Origin of the sequence: Enterobacter sp. KBR-315C3_2022 (genome assembly GCF_041399425.1) — a bacterium.
Lineage (GTDB): Bacteria > Pseudomonadota > Gammaproteobacteria > Enterobacterales > Enterobacteriaceae > Enterobacter.
Genome location: NZ_JBGKEB010000017.1, coordinates 69,890 through 94,847 on the forward strand (window position 1 = coordinate 69,890; position 24,958 = coordinate 94,847).

Genomic DNA, 24,958 nt, shown 5'->3' on the forward strand with positions numbered 1-24,958 from the left:
ATTTAAAATGGTGGTTTATAAATGGATTTTGACGGGAAAAAGTTGAGTTTTATTGCACCATGCGCAACACGCCAACGTCGGAACATCTTGAGCTGATTACGCTGAACAATACCGTCGCCTCCTTCAGCCGCCTGTATGCCAACACCGTGCGCTATCACCACTGGCACCAGTGTCTGGAGATCCTCTACGTCGAGGAGGGTTTTGGCGTGGCGATTGTCGATAATCAACACTTCACCATGCGCCCAGGGCGGCTGTTTTTCTTTCCGCCGTTTACGCTGCATAAGGTGAGGGTGGACGAGCGGGCGGAGGCCATCTATCGGCGCACGATTATTCATCTCGATCACCATGCGGTGATGAACGTGCTGCGTGATTTTCCGCACGCGCAGCAGCGGCTGCGGGCGCTGTCACGGCGCGGAGGCGCGGCGTGGGTGGCGGACATGGCCCATTGCCACAGCCATATTACGCACCTGTTTAGCTGCTACCAGCCGCCGATGACCGGCGAGCGCATCGCGGGGCTGCTGATCGGCCTGTTTGCCATGCTGCCGGACGTGGAGGACGGCGCGCCGGGCAGCAGCCAGGGGGTCGGCAGCCGGGCGATGTTCTGGCTGGAAGAGCACTATCAGCAGAAGTTCAGGCTGGACGCGCTGGCGGCCGAGCTGGGCATCTCGCGCAGCTACGTGTCGCGGAAATTTCATGCGGAAACCGGGGAGAAGATCCACGACTATCTGAATACGCTAAGGCTGCGCAAGGCCTGCGAATGCCTGCTTCACTCGGACACGAGCGTGCGCGACATTGCCGCGCAGGTAGGGTTTTCCGACGTGACGTGGTTTATCAGCGCGTTTAAGAAAGGAATTGGCGAGACGCCGCTGCAGTACCGGAAGAACCATCGTGCGGTTTGATGCTTTCACCCTCACCCCAGCCCTCTCCCTGAATGGAGAGGGGGTATTCTGTGCCAGTGGGGAACCCTTAACCCTTTGGGAAAGGGCGAAAATCACCCACTCTTCTTGCCTGGCTTTAATCCGCGGTGAAACTCGTTGATGCGCTTCATCGACTTAATGGTGCGCTGCGGCTCGGTGGAGGCAACGGACAAAATAATCATCTCCAGACACAGCAGCACCGTGCCGTGCAGCGGGATCTTGCCCTTCTCGCCGCCGCGCGGAACGTGGATCACCACGCTCGCCTCTTTGCTGAACTGCGAGTCGGTGGCGTTGGTCAGCAAAATCGCCGGAATACCCAGACGCTTCGCTTCGCGCAGCGTGGTTTGCCCTTCCCGGTGCGCGGATTTTTGCGCCATCATCACCAGCACGTCGCCCCGCTGCAAGGCAACCAGCTGCTCGGCGAGGCCAATGCCCGTGCGGTTGAGGGGGATCGCCGGCAGGCCGATTCGGCTAAACAGGCGGGAGGTGTACTCGGCCAGAATGCCGGATGCGCCGATGCCAAAAATAGCCACCTGCCTCGCCTGCGCCAGCAGCGACACTGCCTGCGCCATCGCGTAACGGTTGCCCGGCTCAGACAGCACGTTGCAGGTGTGCTGATGCCCCTCCAGCACAAAATCGATGCTCGCGTTCACGTCGCTGGTGAGGGTATTCACCGTGCTGGACATCTTTTCGCTGGAGGTCACCACCGGGCCAAACCAGTGCTCCAAGGTCTGCTTCAGGTCGCGCAGCCCGGCAAAACCGAGCGCCTGAATAGCGCGGACGACGGTGGCATCCGACGTGTTCAGCAGCGTCGCGATCTCCATCGCCGTTTGCTCCATCACCGCTTCCCGGTTCTCATTGATGTAGCGCGCCACCAGCAGCAGGCGCGGCGTCAGCTGGTGCGCCCGGGAGCGGAAGCGGTCACCGTAGACATCGGCTTTGCGGATCACCGTGACGCCTCCGGCAGCGGGCGGCCCGCAATCTGCGACTGCACCTGCGCGGCCATCAGCCCGAGCGAGGCGAACGAGTTCGAAATCGCCTCCTCGCGGGAAATCAGCACGTAATGCCCGGTCCGGCAGGCGCTAAGGAACTGACACCAGCCCGGCATTACCGCCTCCATGGCCTTCAGCTCGTCCTGCGGCGTTCCGCCGGTATCCCCGCGCCAGGTGGCAAAGACAAAATCGGCGTCCAGCTCCGGCAGGCGCTCGGCGCTGACGTCGATGCGCCCGCCGTCGGGAATACTTTCAATCAGCGGCGGGAACCTGAACCCGGCGTCGCGCAGCACGCGGCCAAGCGAGTGGTAGCTGTGCATGGCGGTAATTTTTCCCTGATTGGCCTGAATCACCGAGACGGTGATGTTGCCAGCGTCGACGGTCGCCTTCAGCGCCCTGATTTGCTCCTGATAGCGACACTCCAGGATCGTCAGCCGCGCCTGGGTGCCGGTCAGCTGCGCCAGCTTGCGGTAAATCTCCGGCGCGCCGCCGTCAAGGTGATCGATGCTCACCGTCGGCGCGATTTTTTCCAGCTGCGCGATCGGCGTGTTGCGGGTCGGCTCGGTGATAATCAGATCCGGCTTCGCGGCGGCGATGGCTTCGATGTCGATATCGGCGGTGCCGATGAATTTAATGTCGGAATTGTCAAAATCGACGCCCGTCAGCATGCCGCTGGAGCGCAGGAAATGGCTCCCGTCCGGGCGCGTGCGGCCGTGGCTGGCGACCGGCGGCACGCCAAGCTCAATCAGCGGAATGGTAATGTCCAGATCGTGCAGCGAGACGATCCGTTGCGGATGAAGCGGCACCACCACCCTGCGATTGAGATCGTCGGTAAAGGTCTGCGTCGGCTCCGCCGCGCTTACCGCAAAGCCCACCAGCAACAGCACAGAAATCAGTATGCGCATCAAACACCTCTAGAATCGGTCACGACGCTGCCAGAGCAGCAGCAGGAAAAAGGGGCCGCCAATAAGCGAAATCACGATCCCGGCGGGCAGCTGGAGCGGTAAGAAGGCCAGGCGCCCGACGTTGTCCGCCAGCAGCACCAGCAGCGCGCCCAGCGCGGCGCTTCCCGACAGCAGCGCGGCCTGCCCGCCGCGCAGCACCAGCCGCGCCATGTGCGGCGCAATGAGGCCGACAAAACCGATGCTGCCCACGCAGGAGACGCAGGCCGCCGTCAGCATCACCGGCGCGATGACCCGCAGCAGCGCCAGGCGCGAGGTCCGCACGCCCAGCCCCATGGCCGTCGGGTTGCCCAGCAGGGCGACGTCCGCCGCGCGGGCTGTAAAGAGAAGCAGCGCGAACGCCGGGATCGCCCAGGCCGCCGCCATGCCGACCAGCGGCCAGCTGGCCGCGTGCAGGCTGCCCGCCAACCACAGCATCGCCGTTTGCACGTCGCGCACGTCCGCGGTGGTCATAAAGACGCCCATCGCCGCCGCAAAGGCCCACGAGACGCCGATGCCGATCAGAATAAACCGCGGACGTGAGATATCGCGCGCCAGCATCACAACCAGCACCGCGGTCAGCGCGCCGCCGACCATGCCAACCAGAGGCCGCCAGAACAGGCTCAGCGCGGGAAGCTGAAACATCACCAGCAGCACCGCGGCGCTGCTGCCCTCCTTCACGCCGATCAGCCCCGGATCGGCCAGCCCGTTGCGGGTGATGGACTGCATCGCGGCCCCCGCCATGCCGAGCATCGCGCCGCAGAGCGCCGCCATCAGCAGGCGCGGGAGGCGGATATCCATGACGATGTAGCGCGCGTCGGCGCTCAGGCTCTCCGGCATGAAGAGCGCGCGGCCAATGGCGGAACCGGGGATCGGCAGCGAGCCGTGGGTCAGGCCAAAGCCCATCAGCGCCACGCCCGCCGCCGCCAGCAGCCCCAGCAGGATCATCGCCTTAGGGCGGATCGGCACCGAAAACGCGCCCGCGCGGATCGCCCGCAGCCCGGCGCGATTCATTTGAACGTCCTCGCCGCGATGAGGATAAACGCGGGCGCGCCGACCAGCGCGGTCACCACGCCCGTGGCGAGCTCGTAGGGCGCAAACAGCGTGCGCGCCGCGATATCCGCCACCAGCAGAACCAGCGCCCCGCACAGCGCCGAGAGCGGGATCGTCAGGCGTAGGTCCACCGACGCCAGGCGGCGGACGAGCTGCGGCACCACGAGGCCGATAAAGCCTATCGGACCGGCGAGGGAGACCGCCGCGCCGCACAGCAGCGCCGTCGCCAGCAGCGCGAACAGGCGGGTTTTGAGCAGCGAAACGCCCAGTCCCTGCGCCATGCGATCGCCGAGCGCCAGCATGTTCAGCGAGGGCGACAGCCAGACCGCCAGCAGGAATCCGGCCCCGGCGGCCCAGGCCGCGGCGCGAACCGCGTCGACGCTGACCCCGGCCAAATCGCCCGCCAGCCAGGTTCGCATCGCCAGCAGGGTCTGTTCGTCCAGAATCAGCACCGCGGCGGTGATGGACGACGCGAACGCCGACATCGCCACGCCGCACAGCGTGACCTTCATCGGCGTGAGCCCGGCTCGCCCGGCGGAGGAAAACGTCAGCACCAGCAAAAACAGCGCCGCGGCACCGGCGGCGGCAATCAGCGGGCGGCCAAACGGCAGGCCAAGCCCGAGCGCGCTGGTCAAAACCACCGCCAGCGCCGCCCCCGCGTTCAGCCCGAGAATGTGCGGCTCGCCCAGCGGGTTGCGGATCACCGATTGCAGCAGCGCTCCCGCCACGCCCAGCGCCGCGCCCGTGACCATCGCCGCGCAAAGGCGGATCAGGCGCAGGCGGATAACCACGCTGTGGTCGAAGTTACGCGGGTCGAAGTGGAGAAACGCCTGCACCACCGTTTGCGGCGCGATGGCGCGCGCGCCGATCCCGAGATGCGCCACCGCTCCGGCCAGCAGCAGAAGCGTGAGCAGCAGAAAAGCCAGCGGGATGCGGATCATGATGCTCTGGACGCCTGGCGAAACGGCATAAAGAACGGTTTGCCGGTCATCGGGTTTGTCGACATATGCACGTCAACGTCAAACACCGCTTTGATCAGCTCCGGCGTGCAGGCGTCGCCCTCGTGAAGCACGCCCTCCACTTTGCCGTGGCGCAAAAAGACCAGCGAATCGCCGTAGTTGACCGCGAAGTTTAGATCGTGGAGCACCACGACCACGGTGCGCCCGTGGTGGCGGGTGAGATCGTGGAGCAATTCGAGGATCTCCACCTGATAGCGCAGATCTAAAAAGGTGGTTGGCTCGTCCAGCAGGATGTACGGCGTTTGCTGCGCCAGCGCCATGGCAATCCAGCAGCGCTGGCGCTGGCCGCCGGAGAGGCTTTCAACGGGCAGATCGGCAAACGCCGCCGTGCCCGTCAGGCGCAGCGCGTCCTCCACGGCCCGTTCGTCTTCCTCGCTCCACTGGCGCATAAAACTCTGCCAGGGAAAACGCCCGCGGGAGACCAGCTCAAACACGGTTAAACCCTCCGGCAAAATCGGCGACTGGGGCAAAATGCCAAGCTGTCGCGCCACGTCTCGGGTGGGCTGCGCGTGGATGGATTTGCCGTCCAGCACGGCGCGGCCTCCCAGCGGATGCAGCAGGCGCGCAAGGGTGCTCAGCAGCGTGGATTTGCCGCAGCCGTTCGCCCCCACCAGCACCGTCATTTTCTGCTGCGGGATGGCGAGGGAAATATCATCGACGATGATTTTTTTGTGGTAGCCCGCGGACAGGTTCTCCAGAACCAGGCCAGGATTTTTGAGGTTGTGCGCCACGTGAATGCCAACGTAATAAAATCAAATAAATAAAAATAAAACTCATTCTCTTTTGAAAGTTTGCCGCTGCGCCATGTAGTAGTCAAGCGGAGAAACACCCTGTAAAAACCAGGGATAACGGCGTAGACCCACGCGCTTTATTTTTATCATTAATCCATTAATTTCAATATCTTATAAACGGATAGCATTCTGCATTTTTCATGAAAAAGCGCTGTAGCCCATTTTTTACTTTTTCCATTTACTACTACATTCCCGCATGATTGAATGATTCTCAATTACAAGTTCGAGGCCCGCCGTGGCTAACGAACGGACCGTAAGGGCAATGACTCACACACGCTTGCGCGAACCTTTCTTCGCGGGTTATTTGGGAAAACAGATGTAATGGCTACGTTCACACCTTTTCATGCAGGGGTTAAAGGGCGCGCGCTCTTTTCACTCCTCTTTTTAGCGCCTCTGGGGCACGCGGCGGAGAAAACGGCGCAGGATGGCGAAACGCTCACCGTGGTCGCCAGCCCGAACGCCGCGGGTGACGCCACCAACGGCTATCAGCCGCTCAATACGTCCACGGCTACGCTGACCAACATGCCGATGCTGGATATTCCGCAGGTGGTGAATACCGTCAGCGATAAGGTGCTGGAAGATCAGCACGCCACCACGCTTGACGAAGCGCTGTATAACGTCAGCAACGTGGTACAGACCAACACCCTCGGCGGCACGCAGGACGCGTTCGTGCGCCGCGGCTTTGGCGCGAACCGCGACGGGTCGATCATGACTAACGGGCTTCGCACCGTGCTGCCGCGCAGCTTTAACGCCGCCACCGAGCGCGTGGAGGTGTTAAAAGGCCCCGCCTCGACGCTTTACGGCATTCTCGACCCGGGCGGGCTGATTAACGTGGTGACCAAACGCCCCGAGCAGCGGTTCGGCGGCGCGATTTCCGCTACTTCATCCAGCTTTGGCGGCGGCACCGGCCAGCTTGACCTCACCGGCCCGATCGAAGGCACGCGCCTGGCGTATCGCCTGACGGGCGAGGTTCAGGATGAAGACTACTGGCGCAACTTCGGCACCGAGCGCAGCACGTTCATTGCGCCGTCGCTGACGTGGTTTGGCGATGACGCCACGGTGACCGTGCTCTATTCCCATCGCGACTATAAGACCCCGTTCGATCGCGGCACGATCTTCGATCCGAATACCAAAAAGGCGGTCAACGTCGATCGCAAGACCCGCTTTGACGAGCCGTTCAACGTGACGGACGGCGTCTCGGATCTGGCGCAGCTCAACGCGGAATACCGCCTGAACAGCCAGTGGACCGCGAAGTTCGACTACAGCTACAGCCAGGATAAATACAGCGACAATCAGGCCCGCGTGATGGCCTACGATGCTAAAACCGGCAACCTGACCCGCCGCGTGGATGCGACGCAGGGCTCGACCCAGCGAATGCACTCTACCCGTGCCGATGTGCAGGGCAACGTGGATATCGCCGGGTTCTATAACGAGATCCTGACCGGCGTCTCGTATGAGAATTACGATCTGCTGCGCACGGACATGATCCGCTGCAAGAACGTGAAGGATTTTAATATCTACGATCCGAGCTACGGCAGCACCGGAAAATGCACCACCGTGTCGGCCTCCGATAGCGATCAGACCATCAAGCAGGAGAGCTATTCCGCCTACGCGCAGGACGCGCTGTACCTGACCGACCGGTGGATCGCCGTTGCCGGACTGCGCTACCAGTATTACACCCAGTACGCCGGGAAAGGCCGTCCGTTTAACGTCAACACCGACAGCCGCGACGACCAGTGGACGCCGAAGCTGGGGCTGGTTTACAAGCTCACGCCAGCCGTGTCGCTCTTCGCTAACTACTCGCAGACGTTTATGCCGCAGTCGTCGATTGCCAGCTACATCGGCGACCTGCCGCCGGAAACGTCAAACGCCTACGAGGTAGGCGCGAAATTCGACCTGTTCGACGGCGTTACCGCCAACATCGCGCTGTTTGATATTCACAAGCGCAACGTGCTGTATACCGAAAGCGTGGGCGATGAGACCGTCGCCAAAACCGCGGGCCGCGTGCGCTCGCAGGGTGTGGAGGTGGATCTCGCGGGACGGTTGACCGAGAACACCAACGTTATCGCCAGCTACGGCTATACCGATGCGAAAGTGCTGGAAGACCCGGACTACGCGGGCAAACCGCTGCCGAACGTGCCGCGCCATACCGGCTCGCTGTTCTTAACGTACGATATTCAAAATGCATTTGCCGGGAACACGCTGACGATTGGCGGCGGCGGGCACGGCGTGAGCCGCCGCTCGGCAACCAACGGCGCGGATTATTATCTGCCGGGCTACTTCGTGGCGGACGCGTTTGCGGCCTATAAGATGAAGCTGCAGTATCCGGTGACGCTGCAGGTGAACGTGAAAAACCTGTTTGATAAGACCTACTACACCTCTTCTATCGCGACCAATAACCTGGGCAACCAGATTGGCGATCCGCGTGAAGTGCAGTTTACGGTGAAGATGGAGTTTTGATGTCAGTGCGGGGCATTCCCCCTCACCCCGGCCCTCTCCCCGAAGGGGCGAGGGGATCGATCGTAGGCCCGGTAAGCGCAGCGCCACCGGGCAAAAAAAAAGCCCTGCATCGCAGGGCTTTTTCAGCATCAGGCCTCAATATCCGCCATATCGCCTTTCTCCTGCAGCCAGTTGCGGCGGTCTTCCGAGCGCTTCTTGGCCAGCAGCATATCCATCATGGCGTTGGTTTGCTGTTCGTCTTCATCGCTGATCGTCAGCTGCACCAGGCGGCGGGTATTTGGATCCAGCGTGGTTTCACGCAGCTGCATCGGGTTCATCTCGCCCAGCCCTTTAAAGCGCTGCACGTTCGGCTTGCCCTTCTTGCGCTTGAGCTGTTCCAGCACGCCCGCTTTCTCTTCTTCCGTCAGCGCGTAGTAAACCTCTTTGCCGAGGTCGATACGGTAGAGCGGCGGCAGCGCCACGTGGACGTGACCGTTTTTCACCAGCGTGCGGAAGTGCTTCACAAACAGCGCGCACAGCAGCGTGGCGATGTGCAGGCCGTCGGAGTCCGCATCCGCCAGGATGCAGATCTTGCCGTAGCGCAGCTGGCTCAGATCGTCGCTGTCCGGATCGATGCCGATCGCCACCGAGATGTCGTGCACCTCCTGCGAGGCCAGCACTTCATCAGACGACACTTCCCAGGTGTTCAGGATCTTACCCTTGAGCGGCATGATCGCCTGATATTCGCGATCGCGCGCCTGCTTGGCCGATCCGCCCGCCGAGTCCCCTTCTACGAGGAACAGCTCGGTGCGGTTAAGATCCTGCGCCGTACAGTCCGCCAGCTTGCCCGGCAGCGCAGGGCCGCTGGTGAGCTTTTTACGCACCACCTTCTTCGCCGCGCGCAGGCGACGCTGGGCGCTGGAAATGGCCATTTCGGCCAGCATTTCCGCGGCCTGAACGTTCTGGTTCAGCCACAGGGTAAAAGCATCTTTTACCACGCCGGAGACGAACGCCGCGCACTGGCGCGATGACAGGCGCTCTTTGGTCTGGCCGGCAAACTGCGGGTCCTGCATCTTCACGGAGAGCACGTACGCGCAGCGGTCCCAGATATCTTCCGCCGACAGCTTCACGCCGCGCGGCAGGATGTTGCGGTATTCACAGAACTCGCGCATCGCGTCCAGCAGGCCCTGACGCAGGCCGTTGACGTGCGTCCCGCCGAGCATGGTCGGAATAAGGTTAACGTAGCTTTCGGTCAGCAGCTCGCCGCCTTCCGGCAGCCACAGCAGCGCCCAGTCCACCGCTTCGGTGTCGCCGCTAAAGTTACCGACGAACGGTTTTTCCGGCAGGGTCGGCAGGCCGTTAACGGCTTCGCACAGATAGTCGTTCAGGCCATCGGCGTAGCACCAGGTCTGCTCGGTGTTATTGACGTGATCTTTAAAGGTGATTTCTACACCCGGGCACAGCACCGCTTTGGCTTTCAGCAGGTGCGTCAGGCGCGAAACGGAAAAGCGCGGGCTGTCGAAGAAGCTCCCGTCAGGCCAGAAGTGGACGCTGGTGCCGGTGTTGCGCTTGCCGCAGGTGCCGACGACCTGTAAATCCTGAACCTTTTCGCCATTTTCAAAGGCGATGTTGTAGATCTGACCGTCGCGACGAACGTTCACTTCCACGCGCTTAGACAGGGCGTTGACCACGGAGATCCCCACGCCGTGCAGGCCGCCGGAGAACTGGTAGTTCTTGTTGGAGAATTTACCGCCCGCGTGCAGACGGCAGAGGATCAGCTCAACGGCCGGTACGCCCTCTTCCGGGTGGATATCCACCGGCATGCCGCGACCGTCGTCGATCACTTCCAGCGACTGATCGGCGTGCAGGATGACGTCAACGCGTTTGGCATGGCCTGCCAGCGCTTCATCCACACTGTTATCAATAACTTCCTGGCCCAGGTGGTTTGGGCGCGTGGTATCCGTGTACATCCCCGGGCGGCGGCGAACCGGCTCAAGCCCGGTGAGTACCTCAATGGCATCAGCGTTATAGGTTTGCGTCATGATTTAACTAGCAATTCGCATTGATTGTCAGAGGCTGTGCAGTCCAAGAAAATCGACAATCTGGGTGAAATGATTCTCAAAGCCCGTGAAAGCATGGTTTCCGCCCTCTTCTATAGTCTGGCGGCAGGATGCGTAATACGCCACTGCCTGGCGGTAATCCAGCACTTCATCTCCCGTTTGCTGCAGCAGCCAGATAAGATCCGGCGCTTCAAGCGGGTCGACCTGCATAACTTTGAGATCGTATATATGGCGTGACTCTAGCACATATTGCTGACCGGTGTAGGGGTTCTCGTTTTGCCCGAGAAAGTCCCGCAGCAGCTCAAACGGCCGAACCGCCGGATTGACCACCACCGCAGGCAGCATAAAGCATTGCGACAGCCAGGTGGCGTAGTATCCCCCCAGCGATGACCCGACAACGCCAAACGATTCTCCACCGTGTTCAAGCACGATGGATTCAAGCATCTCCGCCGCATCCGCCGGGTAAGGCGGAAGCTGGGGAACGATCATCTCCACCTGCGGGTGGTGTTCGCTCAGCCACTGGCGAAACTGCGTCGCCTTCGCGGAGCGCGGCGAGCTGTTGAATCCATGTAGATAGAGGAGCGTAGACATTAATAGCCTTCTGAAGCGGTGTCGGGACGGAACTGGCTGCCGGTTAAGCGGCAGACCTCGGTGGTCAAGGTGCCATCGGCATGCAGTTCGAGCCAGCGCCAGCCGGGTGCGATGGTATCCAGGGTAAAGTTGGCGCAGTGCGGCTTAAACTGTACGCAGGTGGAGGGCGTGGCCAGCAGGCGGCGGCCGTTCCAGTCGAGATCCTGCTCCTGATGAATGTGCCCGCAGAGCAGGTTTTTCACGCGCGGGTATTTTACCAGCACGCGGTCCAGCGCGGCAGAGTTGCGCAGGCTGTGCTGATCGAGCCAGCTGCATCCCGCAGGGAGAGGATGATGATGAAGCAACAGCAGCGTATTGCGCGCCGGTTCAGCGACCAGCCTTCTTTCCAGCCAGTCGAGCTGATATTCGCTCAGCTCACCGTGTGGGACGCCGTAAACCTGGCTGTCGAGCAGCAGGATTTGCCACTGCTTGCCCACAAACACGCACTTCGCCGCAGAAATCCCCGCCTCGTGTAGCGAGCTGAACATGGCGGGCTGAAAGTCATGGTTACCCGGTAGCCAGACGCAGGGCGCGCTGAAGCTCGCAATCCCCTCAGCGAAATGCTGATAGGCCGCGGAGGATTGATCCTGTGCGAGATCGCCTGTTGCGACGATCAAATCACACGCGCGGTTCTCGGCGTGAATCGCGCTAAGTACGGCCTGATAACTCTCCCAGGTGTTCACACCCAGCAGCGTTTCATGCTTTTCGGCAAAGAGGTGAGTATCGGTGATTTGCAATATCCTGACTGGTGCCCCACCAGCAACAGTCAGGTTCAACAGGCTTTCCAAATGGTGTCCTTAGGTAGGTTTATGACGCTAACAAACCGGAATCGCCATTGCTCCATGTGCTAAACAATATCTTAGCCAGTCGGCTAAAAACTGGTTAATTTGATGCTTTTCGTCGCGTTGATGCAACTTTTTATTCGGGTAATCATACCGCGCCTTGAAGCGAAAGATCTGCTGACTCGAACACACTTCAGCGACCATCGCATCGTGGTAAAGGCGGACCGACATCGACGGCAGGCTCCAGTAGCTAATGCTGGGCGCCGTTTGTTCAATTTCCACCAGGGTAGTGTAGCGCGTTGATTCTGTTATCGTTAACCGATACTGCGCGTTGCTCACCTGATAGCTTACCGTTTCGCCGGGTGCGTCGTTTCGCGGCAGCAGGCGGCGCAGCTGGGCGAAATTGGTTTCGCACAGGCGCATCATTTCGGGGAAGTCAGGTGTATAGCGCTTCATTTTGTCCACTCGTTTCGTAATGTTTGATAATGCAGCTGCAGCCATTGCAGGGCGATGACAGACGCAGCGTTGTCGATTTTCCCCTCTTCTACCCACTGGTAAGCCTGTTCCCGGCTCACCACATGAACACGAATATCTTCGTTTTCGTCTGCCAGACCGTGAATACCTTCCGCGGTCGTGGCGTCCACTTCGCCCACCATAATAGATAAGCGCTCGCTGGTGCCACCCGGGCTTGCCAGATAGCTCAGCACCGGTTTTGTTCGCCCGACGACCAGGCCCGCTTCTTCCAGCGCTTCGCGGCGGGCGACGTCCTCAACCGTTTCACCCTCTTCGATCATCCCGGCCACCATCTCCAGCAGCCACGGGCTTTCGCTTGAGTCATACGCCGCGATGCGAATCTGCTCCACCAGCACCACTTCGTCGCGCACTGGGTCAAAGGGTAGCAAGACTGCAGCATGCCCGCGCTCAAAAATTTCGCGTTTGATTTCGCCGCTCATTTCACCGTTAAACAGGCGATGCCTGAAACGGTAAAGATCCATCGAAAAAAAACCGCTATAAAGCGTTTCTCGTGCAATAATTTCTACATCGTTTTTGGCGAAGGTCACTGGCAACTTTTCTGTCTTTTGCATGAATCAAGTCCTGGTAGCAATGGTGATGAAATTGTGAATTTCAAGGCCGTTTGGCTGCTGTTTGTATGGCTATATGGTAGATTGGTGCAAATTACCGCCAGATGGCACGTAACGCCAACCTTTTGGTGTGGATGATTCTGTTAGAATCGGCAATTATTTTTAATTAGATCAGCGCTAATACTGCTTCACAACAAGGAATGCAAATGAAGAAATTGCTCCCCATCCTTATCGGCCTGAGCCTGACGGGCTTCAGTGCATTGAGCCAGGCAGAAAACCTGTTACAGGTCTATCAGCAGGCGCGTCTGGGCAACCCTGATCTGCGTAAATCAGCGGCCGACCGTGATGCTGCATTTGAAAAGATTAACGAAGCGCGCAGCCCATTGCTGCCGCAGTTGGGCTTAGGTGCTGATTATACTTACAGCAACGGTTTTCGCGATAACAACGGCGTTAACTCCAATGCGACCAGCGCATCACTGCAGTTAACGCAGACGCTGTTCGATATGTCCAAATGGCGTGCCCTGACCCTGCAGGAAAAGAGCGCGGGCATCCAGGACGTAGCGTATCAGACCGACCAGCAGACGCTGATCCTGAACACCGCTACCGCTTACTTCAACGTGCTGAGCGCCATTGACGCGCTCTCCTACACCGAAGCGCAGAAACAGGCCATCTACCGTCAGTTGGATCAAACCACCCAGCGCTTTAACGTGGGCCTGGTAGCGATCACCGACGTGCAGAACGCCCGTTCACAGTACGACACCGTACTGGCGAACGAAGTGACCGCGCGTAATAACCTCGACAACGCGCTTGAATCGCTGCGTCAGGTCACCGGTAACTATTACCCTGAGCTGGCGTCTCTGAACGTCGACAGCTTCAAAACCGACAAGCCGCAGGCGGTGAACTCGCTGCTGAAGGAAGCGGAAAACCGCAACCTGGCGCTGCTGCAGGCGCGTCTAAGCCAGGATCTGGCCCGCGAGCAGATTCGCCAGGCACAGGATGGGCACCTGCCAACCCTGAGCCTCAGCGCGTCCACCGGCGTGTCTGATACCAGCTACAGCGGTTCGAAAACCGGCGGAGCTAACAGTGCACAATACGACGACAGTAACGTCGGCCAGAACAAAGTGGGCCTGAGCTTCTCCCTGCCGCTGTACCAGGGCGGAATGGTCAACTCCCAGGTGAAACAGGCGCAGTACAACTTCGTTGGCGCAAGCGAGCAGCTGGAAAGCGCGCACCGCAACGTGGTGCAGACCGTACGTTCGTCCTTCAACAACGTGAACGCCTCCATCAGCAGCATCAACGCCTATAAGCAGGCCGTGGTGTCTGCACAAAGCTCCCTGGACGCGATGGAAGCAGGCTACTCCGTCGGTACGCGTACCATCGTTGACGTGCTGGACGCGACAACTACGCTGTACAACGCCAAGCAGCAGCTCTCCAGCGCGCGCTATCAGTACCTGATTAACCAGCTGAACATCAAGCAGGCTCTGGGTACGCTGAACGAGCAGGATCTGCAGTCGCTGAACAGCGCACTGGGCAAGCCGGTTTCAACCTCGCCTGAAAACGTTGCGCCGGAGAACCCGCAGCAGGATGCCGCTGTTGATAACTTTAACGGCAACGACAGCGCCCCCGTTGCGCAGCCAGCGGCAGCGCGCAGCACTGCGCCCGCCAGCAAAGGCACTAATCCGTTCCGGAACTAAGCCTTGACCGATAGCGCTTCGCTTATCGGGCCTACTTAATCGTAGGCCGGGTAAGCGCAGCGCCATCTGGCGCAAAATCACACTCGAACGTAAGCCAACGTAAAGATCCCCGCTAATCCCCCTCTATGCTTCATTTTCAACCACTCATCCACTATCCTGAGCGTTATTACCACTGGGTCCTGGAAGACAAAGATGAAACGGACAAAAACGATTAATCACGCTTCGTTCCGCAAAAGCTGGAACGCTCGTCACCTTACGCCGGTTGCGCTGGCCGTTACCGCGGTATTTATGCTCGCGGGCTGCGAACAAAGCGATGAAACGGTTTCGATGTATCAAAACGCGGAAGACTGCTCCACCGCGACCGGCAACGCCGCTGAATGTAAAACGGCGTATAATAACGCGCTGAAAGAAGCGGAACGCACCGCGCCGAAATACGCAACGCGTGAAGACTGCGTGGCGGAGTTTGGCGAAGGCCAGTGCCAGCAGACGCCTGCTCAGGCGGGCATGGCACCGGAAAACCAGGCTCAGGCGCAGTCCAGCGGCAGCTTCTGGATGCCGCTGATGGCGGGCTACATGATGGGTCGCCTGATGAGCGGCGGCGCGGGCTACCAGCAGCAGCCGCTGTTTAGCTCCAAAAATCCAAACAGCCCGGCGTACGGCAAATATACCGACGCAAGCGGCAAGAATTACGGCGCAGCGACGCCGGGCCGTACCGCGACCGTGCCGAAAACGGCCATGGCGCCTAAACCGGCGACCACCACCACCGTGACCCGCGGCGGGTTCGGCGAGTCCGTAGCGAAACAATCCACCATGCAGCGCAGCGCGGCAGGTTCCTCTTCACGCTCAATGGGCGGCTAATCATGGAACGAGTCAGCATTGTCGAGCGCCCGGACTGGCGCGAAAAAGCGACCGAATACGGTTTTAACTTCCACACCATGTACGGCGAACCGTACTGGTGTGAAGATGCCTACTACAAGCTCACGCTCGCTCAGGTTGAGAAACTCGAAGAGGTGACCGCCGAACTGCACCAGATGTGCCTGAAGGTGGTGGAAAAGGTGATCGACAGCGACGAGCTGATGGCCAAATTCCGCATCCCAAAACACACCTGGAGCTTCGTTCGCCAGTCGTGGAAGACCAGCCAGCCGTCGCTGTACTCGCGCCTCGATCTGGCGTGGGACGGCGTGGGTGAGCCTAAGCTTCTGGAAAATAACGCCGATACGCCCACCTCGCTGTACGAAGCGGCATTCTTCCAGTGGATTTGGCTTGAAGACCAGGCCAACGCCGGAAACCTGCCGGAAGGCAGCGACCAGTTCAACAGCCTGCAGGAAAAGCTGATTGATCGCTTCGCCGAGCTGCGCGAACAGCACGGTTTTAACCTGCTGCACCTTGCCTGCTGTCGCGACACTGAAGAAGACCGCGGCACGGTTCAGTACCTGCAGGACTGCGCGGCGGAAGCGGAGCTGGCGACCGAGTTTCTCTATATCGAAGATATCGGCCTGGGTGAAAAAGGTCAGTTTACCGATACTCAGGATCAGGTGATTAGCAACCTGTTCAAGCTCTACCCGTGGGAATACATGCTGCGCGAGATGTTCTCCACCAAGCTGGAAGACGCTGGCGTGCGCTGGCTGGAGCCGGCATGGAAGAGCATTATCTCCAACAAGGCGCTGCTGCCGATGCTGTGGGAGATGTTCCCGAACCACCCTAACCTGCTGGCCGCGTACTTTGCCGAAGACGATTTCCCGCCGATGGATAAATACGTCGTGAAGCCGATCTTCTCCCGCGAAGGGGCGAACGTGTCGATTATCGAAAACGGTAAAACGCTGGAAGCGGTTGAAGGACCGTACGGCGAAGAGGGCATGATCGTTCAGGCGTTCTATCAGCTGCCGAAGTTTGGCGATAGCTACACGCTGATTGGCAGCTGGCTCATCAACGACCAGCCGGCCGGGATTGGCATTCGCGAAGATCGCGCGCTGATCACCCAGGATCTGTCACGGTTTTATCCGCATATTTTTGTGGAGTAGCGTGCGGCCTGATGCCCTCATCCCGGCCCTCTCCCACCGGGAGAGGGTGCAAACACTAAAAACGGCAACTTCGTTGCCGTTTTGCTTTTGTTACCCAACCTGCACCGAAAGCATACTCAGACTCCCCATCTCAATCCCGTCGACCGGGATCGTTATCGCTTCCTTACCGTCCCACGCGCCCAGCACGTACAGCAGCGGCAGGAAGTGTTCCGGCGTCGGGTTAGAGAGCGAACCGCCTTCGTGATCGAGATAGTTAGCCAGCGGATGCTCCTCCGCCGGACCTTGCCATGCCAGGTTCGCTTTCACATAGTCATTAAAGGACGTCGCCCACGGGTACGGCGTGTTTTCACCGTGCCAGCGCGCCGTGCGCAGGTTATGCACCACGTTACCGCTCGCCACCAGCATGATGCCTTCATCGCGCAGCGTCGCCAGCCTGCGGCCCATTTCAAGATGCCATGCTGCCGGTTTGGTGCTGTCGATGCTCAGCTGTACCATCGGAATATCGGCATCCGGATACATCTTGATGAGTACGCCCCAGGAGCCGTGGTCGAAGCCCCAGGCCTCTTTATCCAGCGCCACGGGAACGGGAGCCAGCAGCTCAACCAGCCGCTGCGCCAGCGCTGGCGAACCAGGCGCAGGGTAATGCGTGTCGTACAGCGCCTGCGGAAAGCCGCCAAAATCATGAATGGTTTTCGGGGTTTCCATGGCGGTCACGCCGGTGCCGCGGGTGAACCAGTGCGCAGACACCACCACGATTGCCTTTGGACGCGGCAACGTCTCGCCCAGATGACGCCACGTGCGGGTATAGACGTTATCTTCCAGGACGTTCATCGGGCTACCGTGGCCTAAAAACAGTGCTGGCATACGAGTTGAAGACATGGTGATATCCTTACAGAAGGTGTCAATTTGATGGTTCTACATTACGCGCAATCCGGCCAGGATGAACGCTGATAAGCATGAAGATCATCTTCAGGAAATTTGAACGTAGGGATTAGGTAAAGGAGAGTTTCATGTCAGTACCCTTGATTCTGACCATACTTGCAGGCGCCGCGACCTTCATTGGCGCAATTCTGGGCGTGCTGGGCCAGAAGCCGTCCAACCGCGTGCTGGCCTTTTCACTCGGCTTTGCGGCCGGAATTATGCTGCTCATCTCCCTGATGGAGATGCTGCCCGCCGCGCTGGGCACGAAGGGCATGTCCCCGGTGCTGGGCTACGGCATGTTTGTTGTTGGCCTGCTGGGATACTTCGCGCTGGATCGCCTGCTGCCGCACGCGCATCCCCAGGATCTTATGCAAAAGAACGTGACGCCTCTTCCGCACAACATTAAGCGCACCGCGATTCTGCTGACGCTGGGCATTAGCCTGCATAACTTCCCTGAGGGCGTGGCCACCTACGTCACCGCCAGCAACAACCTGGAGCTTGGCTTTGGTATCGCGCTGGCCGTAGCCTTGCACAATATTCCTGAAGGACTTGCCGTGGCCGGGCCGGTGTATGCGGCAACAGGGTCGAAGCGCACGGCGGTATTGTGGGCCGGGGTTTCTGGCCTGGCGGAAATTCTTGGCGGCGTGCTGGCGTGGCTGATACTGGGCAGCCTGATTTCACCTGTGGTGATGGCCGCGATTATGGCTGCGGTCGCCGGAATTATGGTTGCCCTCTCCGTCGATGAGCTGATGCCGCTGGCAAAAGAGATCGACCCGAATAACAACCCCAGCTATGGCGTTTTATGCGGAATGTCGGTGATGGGTTTGAGTCTTGTACTTCTGCAAAGTATGGGCATCGGATAATTTTTTATTTCTGTAAAAGGAGGCGGTATAATTTACCTCTTCCTTTTACAATAGCTATTATATAGAAAATTTCAGGAAATACTCACCTCATGAAAAATGTAATTCCCGAACAGCCTCCACAAAAGTCAATTCAATTTTCTAAAAAGTCCGGATACATAACAATTGCTATTATTATACCTGCAGAGACTAATAACCATCATCAATACTTTTAATTTTCCTAATGATATCTTTCAGAATGGCTAATCGCTCGGGAATATCATCACAGATATAATCATGACGAAATTCTAAAAATAACATTTAGAATGTAAGATTATTTGATAAGGATATTTCCCATGTACGCAGGAAAAAAAGCGCTGTTAGCCATTGCAATGGCTACCGTCATTTCTGGTTCTGCTTTCGCAGATGAGCAGGGCTCTGGAAAAATCACCTTCAAAGGAACCGTTATCGATGCACCTTGCAGCATCGCACCAGACAGCGTAGACAAAGAAGTCGACCTGGGTGAGGTGACGACCGCGGTGATCAACGCTAACAAAAAAGCGACTGCCGTGCCAGTAGACATCAACCTGCAAAACTGCCAGCTGGAAGCGGCTGATGAAACCGCAACGACAATCACGAAAGTCGATGTCACCTTCAGCAGCACCGCAACGGATGCTACCGATAGTAGCCTGATGACAAACACCTACGCAAGCGGCGCACAGAACGTTGGCGTTCGCCTGCTCGACAACGCAGAAAACCCAATCGTGCTGGGTTCTGCCAATGAAATTGCACTTTCCGCGGGCTCAGCAACGCAAACGCTGCACTTCAAAGCACAGATGGAAGTGGCTAGCGGTCAAACCGCAACCGCAGGCCAGGTTACCGCATCAGCTAACTATATCCTCGCGTATAAATAAGTCACTGCACGTTTAACCGACTGGCAGCGAATGTCAGTCGGCTATTTCTTTTCTCGAGTAACAGGCCAATGAAAAAAAGCTTATATTTAGTCATTTTATTTTCATCCCTGTTCATTTCAAAATTATCATTCTCTACAGAATTTAACATTGATGCCATCGATCGGGAAATGCGCGACGGCATTGACCTGACCTTATTTAAAGATAAATCAGCCATTGTGCCCGGCAGCTATTTTGTTAACGTGTCGATAAACGACATGGTTTTAAAAAATGGCTGGCAGCTGACCTGGGAAAAGAAAGAAGATAGTGTTGAAGTCTGTATTCCTCCCGAGCTAGCCGATACCTTCGGTTTGCAGGAGAAATATCGCCGTATGCTCGTCGAGGAAAAGGGGTGTGTCAATCTTAGCCCCCTGCCCGACATTACGCTCGCCTTTGAGCAGTCCAGCCAGACGCTAAAAATAACGATCCCGCAGGCGTGGCTGATGTTCAGCATGGCCGACTGGATGCCCCCCTCAACGTGGGATAACGACGTGCCCGGCGTGCTGCTGGATTACAACCTGTTCGCCAGCCGCTATCAGCCGGAAGAAGGCAGCGATACCAACAATTTCAATACCTACGGTACGGCGGGCGCTAACCTCGGCGCCTGGCGTCTGCGCAGCGATTACCAGTATTCGCAAACGCGCACCGACGAAGGCGCGGACCACAGCGGTCGTTTTTCTCGCGTTTATCTGTTTCGCGCGCTTCCCTCAGTGGGTGCCCGGCTAACGCTTGGCGAGAGCGACCTGCAATCCTCTATTTTTGAGTCGTTTACCTATACGGGCGCATCGCTGGTGAGCGATGAGCGCATGCTGCCGTGGGCGCTCCGCGGCTACGCGCCACAGATTTCGGGCATTGCGCAGACGAATGCCACCGTCACCGTTAGCCTGGCCGACCGCGTGATTTATCAGACCAAGGTGCCGCCGGGCCCGTTTGTTATCCAGGATCTTAACCAGTCCGTACAGGGCACGCTGGACGTCAAAATTACCGAGGAAGACGGTCGGGTGAACACCTTTCAGGTCTCCGCCGCCTCCGTTCCGTTCCTGACGCGCCAGGGGCAAATGCGCTACAAGCTGGCCGCAGGAAAAGCCCGTCAGGATATGTCTCACGAGCTGGAAGGAAACGCGTTTGCAAGCGGAGAGTTCTCCTGGGGCATGCTGTCTCAAACCTCGCTGTACGGCGGCACGCTTGCCGATGGCGATCGCTATCGCTCATTTGCGCTCGGCCTCGGGCAAAACCTCTCCGTGCTGGGCGCTATTTCGTTCGACGTCACCCAGGCGACCAGCCAGCCTGTTCATCAGGGCCCGCAAACGGGCTACAGCTACCGCTTTAACTACAGCAAGCGGTTTGACTCCACCAACAGCCAGATTACCCTGGCGAGCTATCGCTATTCCGACAGCAGCTTTCTCAGCTACTCCCGCTTCCTGGACTATGACAACGACGATCGGGAAACGGAAAAGCAGACCCTGAGCGTAACCGCCAGCCAGTACATCACGCCGCTGTCGCTGAATCTGTACATCAGCCTGCTGCGCCAGACGTGGTGGGACCAGGCCCCCTCAACCACCGGAAGCATTACGGCAGGCTATAACTTCGATCTCGGGCGCTGGAAAAACCTGGCGATCACGGCCTCGTTTAGCAAAACGCATTATGAGGACGAGCAGGATGACAACCAGTTCTACCTCTCGCTCAGCGTTCCGCTGGATAGCGATCATCGTCTGAACTATGACCTGCGAAACAGCAGCTCGCTGAGCCAAAATGTCTCCTGGTACGACGCTTCTGATATGGATAATACCTGGGGCGTCTCGGCGGGTACGGAAAGCGAAAAAACGGACGCGGGGGCACAGGTCAGCGGCAACTATCAGCACTACTCCTCGCTCGGGGATCTGAACGTTTCCGGCAGCTATAAGGCCAATGAATACAACTCCCTTAGCGCAAGCTGGAACGGGTCGTTTACCTCAACGCTTAACGGCGCGGCGTTCCATCGCCGCAGCTACGGTAACGAGCCCCGGGTGATGGTCAGCACCGACGGGATTGGCGATATCCCGCTGAACGCCTCCCGCGATCGCACTAATTCGTATGGCATCGGCGTTTTGCCGTCCTTCTCAAGCTACACGCCGTCCAGCGTGCAGGTGAACATGAACGATCTGCCGGAAGGCGTGGACGTGGACAACCGGGTCGTGACGTCCACCTGGACAGAAGGCGCGATTGGTTACCGGCAGATCGCCTCGCGCGAAGGGAAAGATATTGTCGGCGTTCTGCGCACCGCCCGCGGCACGCCGCCTCTTGGCGCTCTGGTGATGATTGCCGAGACCGGACAGCAGGTCGGCATGGTGGCTGAAGAGGGCCATATCTGGCTGGGCGCCGTACAGCCCGAACAACAATTTAGGGTGACGTGGGGGGCGGAGAATCAATGCCGCTTCTCATTGCCCGCTCGTCTGGACAGCAGTATGCAGCTCATACTGCCCTGCAGGTAAGAAACGATGATGAAACTAAACACACTGAAAAGCCTGAGCCTGCTGCTGCTCGGCACCACCTTTACCGCGCAGGCGGCGATCAACCTCGACCGCACGCGCATCGTCTTTCCTGAAAAGGATAAGGCCAGCAGCCTGCGTATCGATAACCAAAGTCAATCCCTCCCCTATCTCGCGCTCTCCTGGGTAGAGAACGAGCAGGGTAAAAAAGACGACAGCCACTTTATGGCGCTACCGCCCCTACAGCGCGTTGAGCTAGGCGCATCCACGCAGGTAAGGATCGTAAAGCAAATGGCGGCCAGCCAGCTGCCGAAAGACCGGGAGTCGCTTTTCTATTTCAACCTGCGGGAAGTACCGCCGAAAAGCGCCGCCGCAGGAGAAGAGCGAAGCATCATGCAGGTCGCGATGCAAAGCCGCATCAAGCTGTTCTGGCGCCCGACGGGCATCGCCAAAAAGGCGGGCGATGATACGGAGCTAAAAATGGAGATCGCACCGAACGCGAAAGGCCTGACGATCCACAACCCCACGCCTTACTACATCACGCTCGCCTGGCTGAGCAAGGATGGTAAAACGATGCTTCCCGGCTTCGACAGCCTGATGATTGCCCCTTTTGCCGCTGCCACTGCGCCGACCGCGGACTATCACGGCGAGTACTACAGCATCGGCTATATCGATGACTATGGCGCACTGAAAAAAGTGGACGTCCACTGTTCCGGTACGGCGAAATGCCAGCTAAATGCAAGTAAGGGTAAGCAAGATGGAAATGCTCGGTAAATTATTCATCGTGCTAATGTTTTGCGCGCTGCCGCTAAAGGAAGCCCTTGCCCTGAACTGCTACATGGGGGGCGCCGGAGGGCCCGTCGAGCAAACGCAGACCGTCGATCCTTTCGCCATCCCCAGCAACGCAAAGGTCGGTGAAAAAATCTGGGAATCCAACGACATTAAAATCCTTGTGACCTGCGATCACGACGTGGCCGAGAGCTTCGAAAAGGAAGACGTTTACGCGTGGGTTAACCCATATCCGTCGGCAACCGATCCCTACTACGATCTGGGCGTAACCTATGAAGGGATCGATTATGACGCGACAGGGCAGCCCAACGGGGTCGATACGCGCCAGTGCCTGGACAACAATAAGATCACGATGTATACCCCAGAAGCTTTGAAGCAGATGGGATGGGAAAATCGCCTGTGTTCGGGCAACGCCTATGACATTCATACTTCCCGAACGTTTGCGGTTCGCTTCCGCCTGTACGTGAAAATCAAAGCCATGCCGCCTCACGGCTACGTTAGCTCTCTGAGCGATTACATTGTGGTTCAGTTTGACGGCAAGGGCGGCGTAAACAAAATGACCGATGCGCAAAACCTCAAGTATCACGTTAATGGCCTAAACAACATCAAGGTGCTGGACTGCGGCGCAACCTTCAGCATTTATCCTGAGAATCAGTCGATTGATTTTGGCACCTTTAGCGCCAGAGACATTACGCTTCAGAAAACCCGTAACCGGACGTTTACCGTGAAGACGACGAAGGTGCAGGACGCGCAGTGTTCTGACGGTTTCAAGATGGATTCGTCTTTCTACACCACGCAGAATCTTGATGAAAACGACACCGCACTGCTTATCGGAAACGGCCTGAAGCTACGGATACTCAATAAAACCGCGCCCTACACCTTCAACCAGTATAAAGAATACGCGGACTTTACGGGCAGCACCCTGCAGTACTCGCAGGAGTACACGGCGGAGCTTTCTCCGGTAGCCGGAAAGGCCATCCAGTCCGGCCCGTTTGAGACCGTCGTGCTGTTTAAAATCAACTACCACTAGAGACAAAAAAGCCGGGTTTCCCCGGCTTTTTCACATCAGCAATTTCAGCTGGCCTTGCGCTCGTGCGTCTGGCGATATTCCACCAGATCTTCAATCGTCACCACCGGCATATTGTGCAGACGAGCAAAGGTGATGCACTCCGGCGCGCGCGCCATGGTGCCATCATCGTTGGTCAGTTCGCACAGCACGCCCGCCGGCTTGAAGCCTGCCAGGGTAACCAGATCGATCGTCGCTTCCGTGTGGCCGCCGCGGGTCAGCACGCCGCCCGCCTGCGCGCGCAGGGGGAAAACGTGGCCAGGACGATGCAGATCGGAAGGTTTCGCACCGTCGGCAATCGCAGCACGCACGGTGGTCAGGCGGTCAGCTGCGGAAACGCCGGTCGTCACGCCGTGCGCCGCTTCGATGGTCACGGTAAAACCGGTGCCAAAGGCGCTGGTGTTGTTTTCAACCATCATTGGCAGGTCAAGCTGCTTGCGACGGTCTTCGTTAATACACAGGCAGACGATGCCGCTGCCGTGACGGATGGTCAGCGCCATCTGTTCAACGGTCATGTTTTCGGCGGCGAAAATCATGTCGCCTTCGTTTTCACGGTTTTCATCGTCAAGCACCATCACACCGCGGCCTTCGCGCAGCGCGTCCAGTGCATGTTCAACACGTTGAGTTGAAGTACCAAAAGAGGAAAGTAGCGTCTGATTCATGGTAAAAAAACCTCATTAACATTATGGTTACCAGAATCAGGGCAGTCTTAGGAGCGCCGCCTGTGCGGCAAAAAGATAACGTGAGCGGGCCCATGCCCGACTGGATCGTTACTCTCTCCCATCCGGACTCTAACCGTCGGCCCCGGAATTACACCGGATCTGCTGACCTTTGAATTTTCATTCAAAGCGCTCGCGGGCTTTCAGCACGAGGCCGATTTACCGCCGGTGGGGAATTTCGCCCCGCCCTGAGAATAAGCGGGTTAACTATAACGCTATTGATTATCCTGGGCAATGCATAAGCTTCAAACAAATCTTGTTTATGCCCGGCACTTACAGGCTACAATGGTTTCTGAGACCGTTTTACCAAGGGAAGCCACAATGATTGACCCGAAGAAAATTGAGCAAATTGCGCGTCAGGTTCATGAATCCATGCCGAAGGGCATTCGTGAATTTGGTGATGACGTAGAGAAGAAAATTCGCCAGACGCTGCAGGCGCAGCTGGTTCGCCTTGATTTAGTCAGCCGCGAAGAGTTTGACGTGCAGACCCAGGTTCTGCTGCGCACCCGCGAGAAGCTGGCACTGCTGGAACAACGTTTAAGCGAGCTGGAAAACCGCAGTGCGCCGGAAGAGGTGAAGCCAGCCCCGGCAATTCCACCGGTGGACGATCAGGCGTAAGGTAAATGCAAAACGGCAACTTTGGTTGCCGTTTTTAGTGTTTGCTCCCTCTCCCCGTGGGCTGAGGGTTCCCCAGAAAAATGAAAAGCACGATGAAGTGTGATCTACTGATTGCGCCAACAAAACAGAAGAGACCTCATCGTGCCTTTACATACAGTCTGCCAGAG

General features: G+C 58.2%; 23 protein-coding genes and 1 riboswitch. Of the genes, 11 read left to right on the forward strand and 12 right to left on the reverse strand.

The genetic code is table 11. The features are described from left to right. The first annotated feature begins 59 nt into the window (after window positions 1-59). Window positions 60-899, forward strand: coding sequence for a helix-turn-helix domain-containing protein (locus AB8804_RS17155; protein ID WP_371188271.1), 840 nt, complete (start codon window positions 60-62; stop codon window positions 897-899). A 92-nt stretch (window positions 900-991) separates the two neighbouring features. On the opposite strand, the gene AB8804_RS17160 is transcribed toward AB8804_RS17155, so the two are convergent. From AB8804_RS17160 to AB8804_RS17180, 5 genes are read right to left on the reverse strand one after another with little or no spacing between them, the layout of a single operon-like run. Continuing rightward, window positions 992-1,867 carry a MurR/RpiR family transcriptional regulator gene (locus tag AB8804_RS17160; RefSeq protein ID WP_371188273.1) on the reverse strand — a complete coding sequence of 292 codons (876 nt, stop codon included), beginning with the start codon at window positions 1,865-1,867 and terminating at the stop codon, window positions 992-994. After that, window positions 1,864-2,814, reverse strand: a complete 951-nt coding sequence (locus AB8804_RS17165) for an iron-siderophore ABC transporter substrate-binding protein (protein ID WP_371188276.1) — start codon at window positions 2,812-2,814, stop codon at window positions 1,864-1,866. The genes AB8804_RS17160 and AB8804_RS17165 overlap by 4 nt, the downstream gene beginning before the upstream one ends. Window positions 2,815-2,823: 9 nt before the next feature. Beyond that, the gene (locus AB8804_RS17170; RefSeq protein WP_371188279.1) at window positions 2,824-3,864 is read right to left on the reverse strand and encodes a FecCD family ABC transporter permease; all 1,041 of its coding nucleotides are present in this window, start codon (window positions 3,862-3,864) and stop codon (window positions 2,824-2,826) included. Further along, window positions 3,861-4,844 carry a FecCD family ABC transporter permease gene (locus AB8804_RS17175; protein WP_371188282.1) on the reverse strand — a complete coding sequence of 328 codons (984 nt, stop codon included), beginning with the start codon at window positions 4,842-4,844 and terminating at the stop codon, window positions 3,861-3,863. The genes AB8804_RS17170 and AB8804_RS17175 overlap by 4 nt, the downstream gene beginning before the upstream one ends. Next, window positions 4,841-5,653, reverse strand: a complete 813-nt coding sequence (locus AB8804_RS17180; RefSeq protein WP_371188286.1) for an ABC transporter ATP-binding protein — start codon at window positions 5,651-5,653, stop codon at window positions 4,841-4,843. The genes AB8804_RS17175 and AB8804_RS17180 overlap by 4 nt, the downstream gene beginning before the upstream one ends. A 381-nt stretch (window positions 5,654-6,034) precedes the next feature. Between AB8804_RS17180 and AB8804_RS17185 the strand changes: the two genes are divergently transcribed. Then, window positions 6,035-8,173, forward strand: coding sequence for a TonB-dependent siderophore receptor (locus AB8804_RS17185; protein ID WP_371188289.1), 2,139 nt, complete (start codon window positions 6,035-6,037; stop codon window positions 8,171-8,173). 128 nt (window positions 8,174-8,301) lie between these two features. Here AB8804_RS17185 and parE read toward each other — a convergent pair whose 3' ends face one another. From parE to nudF, 5 genes are read right to left on the reverse strand one after another with little or no spacing between them, the layout of a single operon-like run. Next, window positions 8,302-10,194, reverse strand: a complete 1,893-nt coding sequence (parE, locus tag AB8804_RS17190) for a DNA topoisomerase IV subunit B (protein ID WP_112010774.1) — start codon at window positions 10,192-10,194, stop codon at window positions 8,302-8,304. Between the two features lie 27 nt (window positions 10,195-10,221). Beyond that, on the reverse strand, window positions 10,222-10,803 hold the full coding sequence (gene yqiA, locus AB8804_RS17195) for an esterase YqiA (protein WP_371188293.1): 582 nt from the start codon (window positions 10,801-10,803) through the stop codon (window positions 10,222-10,224). Continuing rightward, a complete protein-coding gene (gene cpdA, locus AB8804_RS17200) occupies window positions 10,803-11,630 on the reverse strand; it encodes a 3',5'-cyclic-AMP phosphodiesterase (RefSeq protein WP_371188296.1) in 828 nt (275 codons plus the stop codon). The genes yqiA and cpdA overlap by 1 nt, the downstream gene beginning before the upstream one ends. Window positions 11,631-11,657: 27 nt before the next feature. Beyond that, a complete protein-coding gene (locus AB8804_RS17205; protein ID WP_316375410.1) occupies window positions 11,658-12,080 on the reverse strand; it encodes a DUF1249 family protein in 423 nt (140 codons plus the stop codon). Beyond that, window positions 12,077-12,709 carry an ADP-ribose diphosphatase gene (nudF, locus tag AB8804_RS17210; protein WP_371188299.1) on the reverse strand — a complete coding sequence of 211 codons (633 nt, stop codon included), beginning with the start codon at window positions 12,707-12,709 and terminating at the stop codon, window positions 12,077-12,079. The genes AB8804_RS17205 and nudF overlap by 4 nt, the downstream gene beginning before the upstream one ends. 203 nt (window positions 12,710-12,912) lie before the next feature. On the opposite strand from nudF, the gene tolC reads away from it, so the two are divergent. The 3 genes from tolC (at window position 12,913) to AB8804_RS17225 (ending at window position 16,421) form a co-directional block, all read left to right on the forward strand. Next, window positions 12,913-14,400: an outer membrane channel protein TolC gene (gene tolC, locus AB8804_RS17215; protein ID WP_371188301.1), complete on the forward strand. Its 1,488-nt coding sequence runs from the start codon at window positions 12,913-12,915 to the stop codon at window positions 14,398-14,400. A 192-nt stretch (window positions 14,401-14,592) separates the two neighbouring features. After that, entirely contained in the window at window positions 14,593-15,258 is a 666-nt protein-coding gene (locus AB8804_RS17220; protein WP_371188303.1) for a DUF1190 family protein, read from the forward strand. Between the two features lie 2 nt (window positions 15,259-15,260). Then, complete coding sequence (locus AB8804_RS17225) at window positions 15,261-16,421, forward strand: glutathionylspermidine synthase family protein (RefSeq protein WP_371188305.1); 1,161 nt, start codon at window positions 15,261-15,263, stop codon at window positions 16,419-16,421. A gap of 90 nt (window positions 16,422-16,511) precedes the next feature. Here AB8804_RS17225 and ygiD read toward each other — a convergent pair whose 3' ends face one another. Further along, window positions 16,512-17,300 (reverse strand): 4,5-DOPA dioxygenase extradiol, encoded by a 789-nt coding sequence (gene ygiD / locus AB8804_RS17230; protein ID WP_371188307.1) that lies wholly within the window; start codon window positions 17,298-17,300, stop codon window positions 16,512-16,514. Window positions 17,301-17,431: 131 nt separating this feature from the next. Here ygiD and zupT point away from each other — a divergent pair, with 131 nt between their 5' ends. The 5 genes from zupT (at window position 17,432) to AB8804_RS17255 (ending at window position 23,418) form a co-directional block, all read left to right on the forward strand. After that, window positions 17,432-18,205 carry a zinc transporter ZupT gene (gene zupT, locus AB8804_RS17235; RefSeq protein ID WP_371188309.1) on the forward strand — a complete coding sequence of 258 codons (774 nt, stop codon included), beginning with the start codon at window positions 17,432-17,434 and terminating at the stop codon, window positions 18,203-18,205. A 332-nt stretch (window positions 18,206-18,537) separates the two neighbouring features. Next, window positions 18,538-19,095, forward strand: coding sequence for a fimbrial protein (locus tag AB8804_RS17240; RefSeq protein WP_371188311.1), 558 nt, complete (start codon window positions 18,538-18,540; stop codon window positions 19,093-19,095). Window positions 19,096-19,163: 68 nt separating this feature from the next. Then, window positions 19,164-21,602 carry a fimbria/pilus outer membrane usher protein gene (locus tag AB8804_RS17245; RefSeq protein ID WP_371188313.1) on the forward strand — a complete coding sequence of 813 codons (2,439 nt, stop codon included), beginning with the start codon at window positions 19,164-19,166 and terminating at the stop codon, window positions 21,600-21,602. A gap of 9 nt (window positions 21,603-21,611) precedes the next feature. After that, a complete protein-coding gene (locus AB8804_RS17250) occupies window positions 21,612-22,373 on the forward strand; it encodes a molecular chaperone (RefSeq protein WP_371188324.1) in 762 nt (253 codons plus the stop codon). Then, the gene (locus AB8804_RS17255; RefSeq protein WP_371188315.1) at window positions 22,357-23,418 is read left to right on the forward strand and encodes a type 1 fimbrial protein; all 1,062 of its coding nucleotides are present in this window, start codon (window positions 22,357-22,359) and stop codon (window positions 23,416-23,418) included. Before AB8804_RS17250 ends, AB8804_RS17255 begins: the two co-directional genes overlap by 17 nt. 44 nt (window positions 23,419-23,462) lie before the next feature. On the opposite strand, the gene ribB is transcribed toward AB8804_RS17255, so the two are convergent. Beyond that, a complete protein-coding gene (gene ribB, locus AB8804_RS17260) occupies window positions 23,463-24,116 on the reverse strand; it encodes a 3,4-dihydroxy-2-butanone-4-phosphate synthase (protein WP_371188317.1) in 654 nt (217 codons plus the stop codon). Between the two features lie 106 nt (window positions 24,117-24,222). Beyond that, window positions 24,223-24,373: riboswitch (FMN riboswitch) on the reverse strand. Window positions 24,374-24,494: 121 nt separating this feature from the next. Here ribB and ubiK point away from each other — a divergent pair. Continuing rightward, complete coding sequence (gene ubiK / locus AB8804_RS17265) at window positions 24,495-24,791, forward strand: ubiquinone biosynthesis accessory factor UbiK (protein WP_371188319.1); 297 nt, start codon at window positions 24,495-24,497, stop codon at window positions 24,789-24,791. The last annotated feature ends 167 nt before the right edge of the window (window positions 24,792-24,958 follow it).

Excerpts from the sequence above, each read along its gene's own strand:
- ubiK (WP_371188319.1), top strand. The coding sequence starts at position 24,495 with ATGATTGACCCGAAGAAAATTGAGCAAATTGCGCGTCAGGTTCATGAA.
- AB8804_RS17155 (WP_371188271.1), top strand. The coding sequence starts at position 60 with ATGCGCAACACGCCAACGTCGGAACATCTTGAGCTGATTACGCTGAAC.
- AB8804_RS17220 (WP_371188303.1), top strand. The coding sequence starts at position 14,593 with ATGAAACGGACAAAAACGATTAATCACGCTTCGTTCCGCAAAAGCTGG.
- AB8804_RS17165 (WP_371188276.1), bottom strand. The coding sequence starts at position 2,814 with ATGCGCATACTGATTTCTGTGCTGTTGCTGGTGGGCTTTGCGGTAAGC.
- ygiD (WP_371188307.1), bottom strand. The coding sequence starts at position 17,300 with ATGTCTTCAACTCGTATGCCAGCACTGTTTTTAGGCCACGGTAGCCCG.
- AB8804_RS17225 (WP_371188305.1), top strand. The coding sequence starts at position 15,261 with ATGGAACGAGTCAGCATTGTCGAGCGCCCGGACTGGCGCGAAAAAGCG.
- AB8804_RS17170 (WP_371188279.1), bottom strand. The coding sequence starts at position 3,864 with ATGAATCGCGCCGGGCTGCGGGCGATCCGCGCGGGCGCGTTTTCGGTG.
- nudF (WP_371188299.1), bottom strand. The coding sequence starts at position 12,709 with ATGCAAAAGACAGAAAAGTTGCCAGTGACCTTCGCCAAAAACGATGTA.
- AB8804_RS17185 (WP_371188289.1), top strand. The coding sequence starts at position 6,035 with ATGGCTACGTTCACACCTTTTCATGCAGGGGTTAAAGGGCGCGCGCTC.
- yqiA (WP_371188293.1), bottom strand. The coding sequence starts at position 10,803 with ATGTCTACGCTCCTCTATCTACATGGATTCAACAGCTCGCCGCGCTCC.
- zupT (WP_371188309.1), top strand. The coding sequence starts at position 17,432 with ATGTCAGTACCCTTGATTCTGACCATACTTGCAGGCGCCGCGACCTTC.
- tolC (WP_371188301.1), top strand. The coding sequence starts at position 12,913 with ATGAAGAAATTGCTCCCCATCCTTATCGGCCTGAGCCTGACGGGCTTC.
- AB8804_RS17250 (WP_371188324.1), top strand. The coding sequence starts at position 21,612 with ATGAAACTAAACACACTGAAAAGCCTGAGCCTGCTGCTGCTCGGCACC.
- AB8804_RS17205 (WP_316375410.1), bottom strand. The coding sequence starts at position 12,080 with ATGAAGCGCTATACACCTGACTTCCCCGAAATGATGCGCCTGTGCGAA.
- AB8804_RS17245 (WP_371188313.1), top strand. The coding sequence starts at position 19,164 with ATGAAAAAAAGCTTATATTTAGTCATTTTATTTTCATCCCTGTTCATT.
- AB8804_RS17240 (WP_371188311.1), top strand. The coding sequence starts at position 18,538 with ATGTACGCAGGAAAAAAAGCGCTGTTAGCCATTGCAATGGCTACCGTC.
- AB8804_RS17175 (WP_371188282.1), bottom strand. The coding sequence starts at position 4,844 with ATGATCCGCATCCCGCTGGCTTTTCTGCTGCTCACGCTTCTGCTGCTG.
- parE (WP_112010774.1), bottom strand. The coding sequence starts at position 10,194 with ATGACGCAAACCTATAACGCTGATGCCATTGAGGTACTCACCGGGCTT.
- AB8804_RS17255 (WP_371188315.1), top strand. The coding sequence starts at position 22,357 with ATGGAAATGCTCGGTAAATTATTCATCGTGCTAATGTTTTGCGCGCTG.
- ribB (WP_371188317.1), bottom strand. The coding sequence starts at position 24,116 with ATGAATCAGACGCTACTTTCCTCTTTTGGTACTTCAACTCAACGTGTT.